This is a genomic window from Photobacterium phosphoreum, from assembly GCF_002954725.1.
Lineage (GTDB): Bacteria > Pseudomonadota > Gammaproteobacteria > Enterobacterales > Vibrionaceae > Photobacterium > Photobacterium phosphoreum.
This window is the reverse complement of record NZ_MSCQ01000001.1, coordinates 2,394,129-2,406,139: the sequence shown is the minus strand read 5'-3', so window position 1 is coordinate 2,406,139 and position 12,011 is coordinate 2,394,129. Positions and strand designations below refer to the sequence as shown.

Below are 12,011 nucleotides of genomic sequence, written 5' to 3'. Positions count from 1 at the left end.
ATTAGCCTTCGTGATGCGGAAATAAAACTTGGTCAATTAAATCACACAAGCAATGCACCGTGAGTAAGTGACCTTCTTGAATACGAACAGTACGTTGGGATGGAATACGAATTTCAACATCTTGCACACCTAATAATCCTGCCATTTCTCCACCATCTTTGCCCGTTAAAGCAATAATAGTCATATCACGCGTCAGTGCGGCTTCCATGGCTTTAATAATATTTTTACTGTTACCACTGGTGGACAGTACCAATAAAATATCACCAGCTTGTCCTAAGGCACGGACTTGCTTTGAAAAAACTTCATCATGGTGGTAATCGTTAGCAATAGCGCTTAACACGGTAGTATCGGCAGTTAAGGCGAGTGCAGGTAGGCTTGGACGTTCAATTTCAAAACGGTTAATTAAGCATGAAGCGAGTTGTTGGGCATTGGCTGCTGAGCCGCCATTGCCACAACTTAAAATTTTATTGCCATTTAATAGGCTTTGAACCATCACTTGAGCTGCTTTTGAAATTGCATCAGGTAATGCTTCAGCTGCCGCTATTTGGGTTTGAATACTTTCGGTGAAACTTTCTCGAATGCTATCTAGCATGACTAACCTTCAACTAATATGTTAGTAAACCACTCAATGTGGTGGTGATTACCTTGGATAGCAATAACATCAAAGCGAAATTGGCAATGCTCAATCGCGAAGCCGTTTTTCTGTAACCAAAAAAAAGCGGCTCGTTTGAGTTTTTGTTGTTTGCGCCAATTTACCGCTTCAACGGCTGATCCATAGTGAGCTTGGGTTCGGTATTTTACTTCAATAAACACCAAACACTTACCTTGTCGCATGATTAAATCAATTTCACCACTGCGACAGCTAAAATTTCGTGCAATAGGCGTCAAATGATGGCGGCACAGATATTGTTCCGCCATTTGTTCATAGACTTGGCCAATTTGACGTTTATTGGGCAGAACTCTCACCGTTGATTAGGTTAATATTATCGGCTGCATTCGTTGTACTAGAAAGTGGTGCTGTTGGGGTATGTGTTGCCGTCAATGGTGTTATGCCTTGACTGCTAAACTTGCCCCAATCCATTTCACGTTGAACAACACAATGATTATTCACTGACAATTGACCTGTTTCCCCTTGTACACTGTAATGATTATTAGCGCGCATTTCAGGTAGTTTTTTGGCGATCAAGTAAGCATCCATACCAAAAGCATGTAAACGGATACTGGTGTTACCTTGATGTGGCCACAATTGATTAAAGCGCTCCATATAACCCGCTTGAGGGTTGATCAGTAATGGAATATCACTCACTTCGATACCGCGTAATTCACGGTTAGTATTGTGATTATCAGGATTACTGCGTGAGCTAGCGTAGATCTGGGCAGGATCACCACTCGGAGGCATTGATGCTTCAATGAAAGGTTTTAGCATCATCACTTCGTTACGGCTAGCGACCATATAAATCGCATCAACCTGGCTGCCTCGACCGCTAGTAAAAGCCGCTTTAATTTGCTGAGGTATTTCAGCACGGCTACCAAAATTAACGATAAGGGCTGGTTGGTTATCAAGCTGTAACCATTGCTGATTAAACGCTTGTGCTACCCGTTGGCCAAAGCCATTTGATGGCACTAATATTGCTGGGTTACGATGGCCTTGGGCATAAATGCGTTGTGCCGCTTGTTGTGCTTCCTGCTCTGGCGATAATGCAAAATAACAAGCATTAGGCTTATTATTACTGATTTGTGGTGGCATATTTAGCGCCAGCATATTGATATGGCTGGTGTTATCCTGCTGAAATTCAGTAATAATATTTTTACGCAGTGGACCAACAACAAACTGAGTACCGTTATGTTGTAGTTGGGTCATGATATCTGGCATTGATTGAGCTTCGGTATCATAGATATTGAGCTCATTATCAGCATCGCGGCCTTTATCATCCATCATCGCATTAATGAAACCATCACGAACCGCTTTACCTTGTGCGGCAAAACGACCAGAAAGTGGTAACAACAAGGCAATATTATCAAGTTTAACCGCTTTCATATCGATTAATGCTTGTAGAGTTGCCGGTAAAAATTGATTTGCAGGATGATAAGGGTGGCTATGTAGCCATTGTTCAAGCGCTTGTTTAAGTTGCATTGGCTGCATCGTTGCATTGTTTTTCAACATTGCGAGTTCAACCCAACCTTTAAGGACATTATCGTTATCGGTGAGTTTAACACTGGCTAATTGCGTATTGGTATAACCCGATAGATCATGCCACAGCTGTTGCCAGTTAGCCGCTTTTTGAGTTTGATCTAAATAGAAATCAAGCTTAGTCCGTTCACGTGCAGCTTGGAACGGATGGTTTAACTGTTCTAATAGATTCGCACGCAGTGTGTAATAACGCTGATATTGACTCTTAGTCAGTTGCCACGATGGCTGAAAGTTTAAACTATTAAGTGCTGCTTGTGGTTGACCCTGATGCTCACGTACCATTGCGCGTGCGAGTTGCCACTCCGCAATTTGGGTTGGGCTCATAGATTGTTGTGATAATTTAGCAATCCATTGATCGGCTTGTTGCCATTTATTTTCGAGGATCATCGCTTTTACAGCCATGATCTCCCAGTTAATGCGCTCTGCGCCATCACTGATATTGGCTTTACTTAAATAGGCGGCTGAGCTTTGAGCGGCTACCGCAGTGATATCGGTTAATGGCACCTGATTATTGTACAGGTTTGGCGTACTACATCCTGCTAAAGCAACAGCAAGGGCTACAGGGGCCATTAGTCGTGATACACTTTTACGCTTATGGGTAAAATTGGGCATTGAATTTATTCAACTGTGACAAATTACTCTTGATATTAATTGCAGATGAGATCTTAGACAAATGAGTGAGAGCAATTCAGGCATGGTAGATGTCGCAACTTTGTACATCGTACCGACACCTATCGGTAATCTTGCTGATATAACGCAGCGCGCACTAGACGTATTAGCAAACGTAGATTTAATTGCTGCTGAAGATACACGTCATACATCGCGATTGTTGTCCCATTTCTCTATCTCGACCCGCACCTTTGCGCTTCACGATCATAATGAACAGCAAAAAGCTGACTATTTGATTGAGAAACTTCAGGCAGGTACCAGCATTGCGCTTGTGTCCGACGCTGGTACGCCGCTGATCAGTGATCCAGGGTATCATCTTGTTAATCGCTGTCGTCATGCGGGTGTTAAAGTTGTGCCTTTACCAGGTCCATGTGCTGTAATTACAGCCTTGAGTGGTTCAGGTTTACCGTCTGACCGTTTTAGCTTTGAAGGTTTTCTTCCTCCAAAAAGCAAAGGTCGCCGCGATTGTTTTCAAGCATTAGCCGACGATGCGCGCACATTGATCTTTTATGAATCGCCACATCGTATTAATGATTCCCTAAGTGATATGTTAGCTGTGCTTGGCCCTGATCGCCAAGTAGTATTGGCGCGTGAGTTAACAAAAACTTATGAAACTATCCATGGTGCACCACTTGGCGAGCTAATTGATTGGCTAGCGGAAGACAGTAATCGTGTCCGTGGTGAGATGGTGATCTTAGTTGCGGGCCACCGCGCTCAGAAAGATGAGTTATCAGTTGAGGTTCTGCGCACGCTAACCCTACTCGCTAAAGAGTTACCACTTAAAAAAGCAGCGGCGCTAACCGCTGAGATTCATGGGGCCAAGAAAAATGCATTGTATAAGTGGGGCCTTGAGAATCTAGAATAAGCAGTATATTTGATGGCTTCTATTTGCTTACAGAGTCGTATAGCGTGGTTTTTATCAACGAATTAAAATCAGGCGCTGGTTTTTTGTTCAAGCTGTAATTTTGGTGATTTTTTCACTGGTAACTGTGAGCGTAGTCTTATACAATTCGTGTCGGAGTTGGTCAGGTAATCGCTGCTTCGTTGGTAACCTTCGGGAAATCAATGGAGGGGAGGAAAGTCCGGGCTCCACAGGGCAGGGTGCCAGATAACGTCTGGGGGGCGCAAGCCCACGACAAGTGCAGCAGAGAGCAAACCGCCGATGGCCCATTGCTTGCAATGGTGCACAGGTAAGGGTGAAAGGGTGCGGTAAGAGCGCACCGCGCGGCTAGTAATAGTTTGTGGCAGGGTAAACTCCACCCGGAGCAAGACCAAATAGGTCCCTAATGGCGCGGCCCGCGTTGGGGACGGGTAGGTTGCTTGAGTCTGTGAGCGATTGCAGACCTAGACGAATGATTGCCGCCGCGAAAGCGGAACAAAACCCGGCTTATCGACCGACTCCCTACATTTAGAGAAGGTGGTGTTTGATTACAAGCACCACCTTTTTTTCGTTTTATTTTCCGCCAAAATTACATTTCGCAATCAGGTTAATTAGGCCACTGTTAGAAGTGTGTCTGAATTACTGCCAATTGCTTGACATCGTTTTTGTCTCATACGTACACTTTGTGGTGGGAATTTGTGGGGAAAAGTGGTGTTGTCTCATTATCTTTGTTGTTATGCTGCTAAAATGAGTGATTAACGTACTCTTTTATTGTGTAATTTAACCGAGATCCCCCAATGTTAAGAGGTGCCACTAGCGTTGTTATTGATGATAAAGGTCGCTGGGCAATGCCTAAGCGTTATCGAGTATCATTAATCGAACAATGTCAGGGACGCTTTGTTTGTACTATCGATCACCAGTTTTGTTGCTTGTTGCTATATCCCATCGATGAATGGGAACGAATTGAAGCTAAATTAGTATGTCTATCCAGCTTTCACCCCGCAGAACGCCGCTTGCAACGATTATTGCTTGGGCATGCTTGCGAGTGTGAATTGGATGCGCAGGGAAGGATATTAATTCCACCGACGTTAAGACAATATGCTCAATTAGCGAATAAAATAATGGTCGTTGGCCAGTTAAATAAATTTGAAATCTGGTCTGCGCCTTTATGGCAACAGCAAATTGAACATGATATCGACCTTCAGGCTAAGGATGCGTCGGAATATTCCCCGCGCCTTAGTGAGCTTTCACTTTAGCTGAAATTATATTTATGTCTGAGCAATTTGAGCACGTTTCCGTTTTACTTAATGAATCAGTAGACGGGTTAGCGATTAAACCCGACGGTATCTATATCGATGGTACTTTCGGCCGCGGCGGCCATAGCCGTTTAATTCTTTCAAAATTAGGTGATAACGGTCGCCTTTATGGTATTGATCGCGATCCACAAGCGATTGCTGAAGCACAAAAAATTGATGATCCACGTTTTGAGATTATCCATGGTCCATTCTCTGGCATGGAAAAATACATGCAAGAACGTGATCTGATTGGTCGTGTTGATGGCGTATTACTTGATTTAGGTGTTTCGTCACCACAACTTGATGATGCTGAACGCGGTTTTAGTTTCATGCGTGACGGTCCACTGGATATGCGTATGGATCCGACATCAGGTATGTCTGCTGCCGAATGGCTAGCAGAAGCGGATGCTGATGATATTGCATGGGTATTAAAAGAGTTTGGTGAAGAACGTTTCGCTAAACGTATTGCCCGCGGTATTGTTGATCATCGTGAAAACCCTGATAAAGAACCGCTAACGCGTACCCGTGAATTAGCCAGTCTTATTGCTGAAGTGTCACCGTTTAGAGATAAGCATAAGCACCCAGCAACCCGTAGTTTCCAAGCTATTCGTATTTACATCAACAGTGAATTAGAAGAGATTGATACTGCTTTGCATGGCGCAATGAATACCCTTGCATCCGGTGGTCGTTTATCGGTGATCAGTTTCCATTCATTGGAAGATCGGATGGTAAAGCGCTTTATTCGTAAGCAAAGTAAAGGGCCTGATGTACTCGCTGGCTTACCTCTAACCGAAGATCAAATTAAAGCGCTAGGCAGTGCTGATATGAAACCTATCGGTAAAGCAATTAAACCGTCACAAAATGAACTCGGTTATAACACTCGCGCTCGTAGTTCAGTATTACGTTTGGCCGAGCGTCTATGAAACCAACAGAATCTTCAATGAATCTGGCTAGCCTGATCGGACGAGACCTCGTCACGGTCGGGTTGGTGCCGCTGATTTTAGCCTTCGCTATCCTTCTTTCTGCCTTATCTGTTGTTTATGTTACTCATGAATCTCGTCAATTAATTGCTCAGCAAGAAAAGTTGCTTATGCAACGTGAGAACTATGATGTTGAGTGGCGAAATCAAATTCTTGAAGAAAATTCACTTGCAGAGCACAGTCGTATTGAACGATTAGCTGAAACTGAACTCAAAATGCAACGTCCATCTGTCGATAATGAAATTGTTATACATTAAAAGATGAAATTATTTAATCGTTCAAATAAAAAGACTCAGGTTAGTCGTCAGGGTACTCCATTTCTAAAATGGCGTTTTGCCATCGTCTGTGGTTTTATTTTATTAGGTTTCTTTGGCCTAATTGCCCGCGCTGCCTATATTCAGGTACTTGAACCTGGTCGACTTATTCAAGAAGGTGATGCTCGTTCGTTGCGTGTGCAGTTAATGCCCTCCGCACGCGGTATTATTTCCGATCGTAACGGTGAGCAACTTGCTGTTAGTGTGCCAGTACAAGCCGTATTTGCTAACCCGGTTGAGATATTTAAACACGGTGGTTTAAGTGAAACTAACCGCTGGAATGCACTTGCTGATGTCCTCGATCTTGACCGTGCAAAACTACTGAAACGCCTCGAAAAAAACAAAAACCGCAAGTTCATTTATCTCGCGCGTCAAGTTAGCCCACCAATGGCAAATTACGTTCAGAAACTTAAATTACCCGGTATTGGTTTAAGAGCAGAATCTCGTCGTTTCTATCCTTCCGGTGAAGTCAGTGCGCAGTTAATTGGTTTTACGGGTATTGATGGCCATGGACTTGATGGTATCGAAAAAACCTATGATGGTTGGCTAACGGGAGAACCTGGACGCCGCACCGTACGTAAAGATCGTTATGGCCGTGTGGTTGAAAATATTTCCCAGCAAAGCCGTCAACCAGGCAAACCGTTAGAACTCAGTATTGATCAACGGATTCAAGCCATCGCTTATCGTGCCGCCAAAGAAGGGGTGATGGATATTCCCGCCACTTCGGTCAGCATTGCGATTTCCGATGTTCGCACTGGTGAAATTCTAGCAATGGTCAATGCGCCGTCATTTAACCCTAATGATCGTAATGATCGTCAGCCGTATAAAATGCGTAACCGCGTGATCACAGATACTTTTGAGCCCGGCTCAACAGTGAAACCATTTGTAGTGTATACCGCGCTTAAAACTGGTGTCGTTAATGAACATACGCTGATTAATATTCCGCAGAGTAAGCATTTCCGCGTTGGTAGCAAGGTGATCACTGACGTATCACGCATTGAACCATTAGCGACCGTTCAACGTATTTTACAAAAATCGAGTAACATCGGTGTGAGTAAACTATCGCTAGCGATGCCAGTGGAAGATATTTTAGATACCTACCGTAAAGTCGGTTTTGATGAGCCATCAGGGATCAACTTGATTGGTGAAACAACCGGTCACTTCCCGAATCGTTATCGTTGGTCTGACATTGGTCGTGCCACTTTAGCGTATGGTTATGGTATTTCATTAACGCCGATTCAATTACTGCATGCCTACACCACCTTAGGTGCTTATGGTATTAAACGTCCGTTATCAATTCTAAAAACAGAAAAAGTGGTACCGGGAGAGCAAGTACTTGATCCTAAAATTGCTAAGAAAATTCTGTTGATGATTGAATCTGTAACCGATAAAGCAGGTGGTGGTGGTGGTTGGCGAGCAGCCATTCCAGGTTACCGCGTTGGTGTTAAAACCGGTACTGCGAAAAAAGCGATTGCGGGTGGTTATGGTAATGATTACTTCTCTTATACTGTAGGTGTAGCGCCAATTAGTCATCCACGGTTAGCGATTGTAGTGATGGTCAATGAGCCTAAAGGCGATAAATTCTATGGCGGTGCAGTTGCTGCGCCAATTTTATCAAAAGTACTTGGTGGAGCATTACAGATCCTGAACGTGCCGCCAGATGCTGATACGCTAAAAATAGATAAATGAGTATGAACATGGCATCGGTTACACAGGAAGTACAATTAGGCGCTTTGTTGGCGCCTTGGTTAACAGCCAGCAATGTACCAGCTGAATATCTACAGTTGGCGTTAACTGCGATGACATTAGATAGCCGTCAGGTAACCCCTGGGTGTTTATTTGCTGCGGTTAATGGTCATGCCGTTGATGGTCGTCGTTTTATTGATAATGCGATTGCGGCAGGTGCGAGCGCGATTGTTGCAGAAGCTGACGATATTGCTGCTGACGGTGAGATCCTATTTAAGAATGGGATCATTATTATCTATTTGCACAATCTCGGTCATAAGTTATCTGCTATTGCTGGGCGCTTTTATGCTGAACCTGATAGTAAGCTTAAATTGTATGCTGTAACTGGCACCAATGGCAAAACCACCATTAGTCAATTATTGGCACAATGGGCTGATTTAATTGGCTATCGCGCTGGTGTGATGGGCACCACGGGTAATGGTTTGTTAACGGATCTACAGCCAGCAGCGAATACCACGGGTAGTGCGATTGAAATTCAACAGACTTTAGCTGAGTTAGTCGCGCAAGGGGCTAACTTTGCTGCGATGGAAGTGTCATCTCACGGTTTAGTTCAAGGGCGAGTTAGTGCGTTGCATTTTGTCGCCAGTATCTTTACCAACCTTAGTCGAGATCATCTTGATTATCATGGTGATATGGCACATTACGCCGCAGCTAAAAAAAGTTTATTCACCGAGCATGACAGTGGTATCGCGGTTATTAATGCCGATGATGCAGTCGGTCTGCAATGGCTAGTCGATTTACCTCAAGCGGTTGCGGTGGCGATGAATACTGAAGCTGTTGCCACCCATGCCGGATCAAAGCTATGGGCAACAGCGGTCGATTTTAGCACTCAAGGTGTCACTATTAGTTTTGAGTCCAGCTGGGGTAACGGTACCTTTACCGCACCATTAGTCGGTTCATTTAATGCAACAAATTTGTTACTGGCATTAGCAACTTTACTTGTTAGTGGTCATTCATTGCCTGAGTTGTTAGCGGTAGCACCACGTTTACAAGCCGTGATCGGGCGCATGGAAGTGTTTCAATCACCTCTGAGCGATAAAGCGATGATGGTGGTTGATTATGCCCATACGCCTGATGCATTAGAAAAAGCCTTGCAAGCCTTACGGGTTCATTGTGAAGGCAAATTGTGGTGTTTATTTGGTTGTGGCGGTGATCGTGATACAGGTAAACGACCAATGATGGCGGCGGTTGCTGAACAATATGCTGATCATATTATTTTAGTCGATGACAATCCGCGTAGTGAAGATCCACAGCAAATCATGCTGGACATGCAAGCAGGATTAACGGCTGCTGCGACTGCAACCGTGATTCATGATCGCGCTCAAGCGTGTGCTTATGCAATCTCACAGGCAAACTCAAATGACATCATTCTGGTTGCCGGAAAAGGTCATGAAGATTACCAAATTCTAGCTGATCGTACGATCCACTATTCAGACCGCGAAACTGTGGCCGCATTATTTAGAGAACAGGCATGATAAAGGTTCAACTAAGTCATTTACAGTCAGTACTCAATGCTGAACTTATTGGCGCGGATGCTGAGATTGCAGCAGTATCAACCGATACGCGAGCAATTGATAATAACACCCTTTTTATTGCCTTAATTGGTGAGCGGTTTGATGGTCATGATTTTTGTCAAACTGCGGTTGATAATGGGGCAAAAGCCTTGTTGGTCAGTAAGCCGTTAGCGTTAGATATTCCACAATTGGTTGTTGCTGATACCCATCAAGCCCTTGGTCAATTAGGGGCATGGTTAAAAGCCAAAATGACGGCGGAGCATGGTTTAAAAACCCTCGCGTTAACAGGTAGTTGTGGTAAAACCACCGTCAAAGAAATGGCGGCAGCGATTTTAGCCACCAAAGGTAAAGTGCTAGCCACCGCAGGTAATTTTAATAATGATATTGGTGTGCCTTTAACATTATTGCGTTTAACCCCTGCTGATAACTATGCTGTGATTGAGCTCGGTGCTAATCATTTAGGCGAGATTGCTTACACTACTGCATTAGTTAAACCTGACGTGGCATTGATCAATAACCTTGCGGCAGCGCATCTGGAAGGGTTTGGCTCATTAGAAGGTGTTGCTAAAGCGAAAGGTGAAATTTTTGCCGGATTAGCCGCGCAAGGGCAGGCGGTGATTAATCTTGATTCTAATCGTCTTACAATGTGGCAACCGTCACTTACAGCGCATACCGTTGTGAGCTTTTCTGCTACCACCAATAATGCGGATTATTTTGCGTCAGAGATAAAGATTAACGCTCAAGGGTTAGCGTGTTTTACAATGCAAACCCCTGTTGGCGCGATTGATATCCAGTTAACGTTAGCGGGCACTCACAATGTCAGTAATGCCTTAGCAGCTGCAGCGTTAACTATGGCATTAGGGGCAACTCTTGTTGATGTAAAACAAGGATTAGAGACAGTTACTAACGTTAAAGGTCGATTAGCGATCACTGAGCCTCATTCAGGGCTACGGTTAATTGATGATACTTACAATGCTAGCGTTGCTTCTGTGAAAGCAGCAATTGATGTACTGCATAGTTTCAGCGGTCAGCGTTACTTTATTTTAGGTGACATGGCTGAGTTGGGCGAAGAAAGTGATAGCTTACACCGTGAAGTCGGTGAATATGCACGTGATAAACAGTTTGACTGCGTGATGACATTTGGTCGTGCCAGTGCTGTTGTCAGTGATTTGAATAATGGTCAGCATTTTAGCAATAAAACTGCGTTGATCGATGAACTTAAACAACAATTACACCAACAATTTAGTCAACATCCAACTTCACAAGTGACTGTACTTGCCAAAGGCGCGCGTAGCTCACAGATGGAAGATGTTATTATTGCCTTGCAGGAAGATAAATAATGATTTACTGGTTAGCTGACCACTTTCAGTCCTCAATCCCCTTTTTCCGTCTGTTTGAATACCTGACGTTCCGCGCCATTATGAGTATTTTAACAGCTTTATTGTTCTCATTGTGGTTAGGTCCACGCATGATTGCTCGTTTGCAGATGCTGCAGATTGGTCAAATTGTACGTAACGATGGCCCTGAATCACATTTTAGTAAGCGTGGTACGCCCACCATGGGCGGGCTGATGATTTTAGCCGCGATTACGTTAACTGTACTGTTATGGTGTGATCTTAGTAACCCTTATGTTTGGGCTGTATTGGCTGTGATGTTGGGTTATGGCGCGGTTGGTTTTGTCGATGATTACCGTAAAGTGGTGCGTAAAAATACCGATGGCTTAATTGCGCGTTGGAAATATTTTTGGCAATCAGCCATCGCACTTGTGGTGGCTTTTGTGCTTTATGCCTACGGCAAAGATACTGCAGCAACCCAATTAGTGGTGCCGTTCTTTAAAGATGTAATGCCACAGTTAGGTCTGTCTTACATCGTGCTGACTTATTTTGTGATTGTCGGTACCAGTAACGCGGTTAACTTAACCGATGGTTTAGATGGTTTAGCTATTATGCCAACAGTAATGGTTGCTGGGGGTTTTGCCTTTATTGCATGGGCAACAGGTAACTACAACTATGCTGAATATCTGCATATCCCTTACTTAAGTAATGCGGGTGAGTTAGTTATTTTATGTACCGCAATTGTTGGTGCAGGCTTAGGTTTCTTATGGTTTAACACTTATCCAGCGCAAGTATTTATGGGCGATGTAGGCTCATTAGCATTGGGTGGTGCATTAGGTACGATTGCGGTATTAGTTCGTCAAGAGTTCTTATTGGTGATCATGGGCGGTGTGTTCGTGATGGAAACCGTATCGGTTATTTTGCAAGTCGGCTCGTTTAAACTGCGTGGTCAACGTATTTTTCGTATGGCGCCGATTCACCATCACTACGAATTAAAAGGCTGGCCAGAACCACGTGTTATCGTTCGTTTTTGGATCATCACGTTGATGCTGGTATTGATTGCATTAGCAACATTGAAGGTACGTTAA

11 protein-coding genes and 1 other RNA gene are annotated in these 12,011 nt (G+C 44.0%); 9 read left to right on the top strand and 3 right to left on the bottom strand.

The genetic code is table 11. The features are described 5' to 3' along the window. Window position 1: 1 nt before the first annotated feature. The 3 genes from BTO21_RS10535 to BTO21_RS10525 are packed head-to-tail and all read right to left on the bottom strand — an operon-like array spanning window position 2 to window position 2,761. Complete coding sequence (locus tag BTO21_RS10535; RefSeq protein WP_045028117.1) at window positions 2-592, bottom strand: phosphoheptose isomerase; 591 nt, start codon at window positions 590-592, stop codon at window positions 2-4. A 2-nt stretch (window positions 593-594) separates the two neighbouring features. Then, window positions 595-966: a YraN family protein gene (locus BTO21_RS10530; protein ID WP_268874382.1), complete on the bottom strand. Its 372-nt coding sequence runs from the start codon at window positions 964-966 to the stop codon at window positions 595-597. After that, window positions 947-2,761, bottom strand: coding sequence for a penicillin-binding protein activator (locus BTO21_RS10525; protein ID WP_239997980.1), 1,815 nt, complete (start codon window positions 2,759-2,761; stop codon window positions 947-949). The genes BTO21_RS10530 and BTO21_RS10525 overlap by 20 nt, the downstream gene beginning before the upstream one ends. A 103-nt stretch (window positions 2,762-2,864) precedes the next feature. On the opposite strand from BTO21_RS10525, the gene rsmI reads away from it, so the two are divergent. The 9 genes from rsmI (at window position 2,865) to mraY (ending at window position 12,011) form a co-directional block, all read left to right on the top strand. After that, window positions 2,865-3,725 carry a 16S rRNA (cytidine(1402)-2'-O)-methyltransferase gene (gene rsmI, locus BTO21_RS10520; protein ID WP_045028116.1) on the top strand — a complete coding sequence of 287 codons (861 nt, stop codon included), beginning with the start codon at window positions 2,865-2,867 and terminating at the stop codon, window positions 3,723-3,725. Between the two features lie 152 nt (window positions 3,726-3,877). Continuing rightward, an RNA gene (gene rnpB, locus BTO21_RS10515) (RNase P RNA component class A) lies at window positions 3,878-4,266 on the top strand. 271 nt (window positions 4,267-4,537) lie between these two features. After that, window positions 4,538-4,996 (top strand): division/cell wall cluster transcriptional repressor MraZ, encoded by a 459-nt coding sequence (mraZ, locus tag BTO21_RS10510; RefSeq protein ID WP_045028114.1) that lies wholly within the window; start codon window positions 4,538-4,540, stop codon window positions 4,994-4,996. Between the two features lie 14 nt (window positions 4,997-5,010). Next, window positions 5,011-5,958 carry a 16S rRNA (cytosine(1402)-N(4))-methyltransferase RsmH gene (rsmH, locus tag BTO21_RS10505; RefSeq protein WP_045028113.1) on the top strand — a complete coding sequence of 316 codons (948 nt, stop codon included), beginning with the start codon at window positions 5,011-5,013 and terminating at the stop codon, window positions 5,956-5,958. Then, window positions 5,955-6,272 (top strand): cell division protein FtsL, encoded by a 318-nt coding sequence (gene ftsL / locus BTO21_RS10500; RefSeq protein WP_045028111.1) that lies wholly within the window; start codon window positions 5,955-5,957, stop codon window positions 6,270-6,272. The genes rsmH and ftsL overlap by 4 nt, the downstream gene beginning before the upstream one ends. Window positions 6,273-6,275: 3 nt before the next feature. Then, window positions 6,276-8,018, top strand: coding sequence for a penicillin-binding transpeptidase domain-containing protein (locus BTO21_RS10495; protein WP_045028110.1), 1,743 nt, complete (start codon window positions 6,276-6,278; stop codon window positions 8,016-8,018). A gap of 8 nt (window positions 8,019-8,026) precedes the next feature. Then, window positions 8,027-9,550 carry a UDP-N-acetylmuramoyl-L-alanyl-D-glutamate--2,6-diaminopimelate ligase gene (murE, locus tag BTO21_RS10490; RefSeq protein ID WP_045028108.1) on the top strand — a complete coding sequence of 508 codons (1,524 nt, stop codon included), beginning with the start codon at window positions 8,027-8,029 and terminating at the stop codon, window positions 9,548-9,550. Beyond that, complete coding sequence (gene murF, locus BTO21_RS10485; RefSeq protein WP_045028107.1) at window positions 9,547-10,929, top strand: UDP-N-acetylmuramoyl-tripeptide--D-alanyl-D-alanine ligase; 1,383 nt, start codon at window positions 9,547-9,549, stop codon at window positions 10,927-10,929. The genes murE and murF overlap by 4 nt, the downstream gene beginning before the upstream one ends. Beyond that, window positions 10,929-12,011 carry a phospho-N-acetylmuramoyl-pentapeptide-transferase gene (gene mraY, locus BTO21_RS10480; RefSeq protein WP_045028105.1) on the top strand — a complete coding sequence of 361 codons (1,083 nt, stop codon included), beginning with the start codon at window positions 10,929-10,931 and terminating at the stop codon, window positions 12,009-12,011. The genes murF and mraY overlap by 1 nt, the downstream gene beginning before the upstream one ends.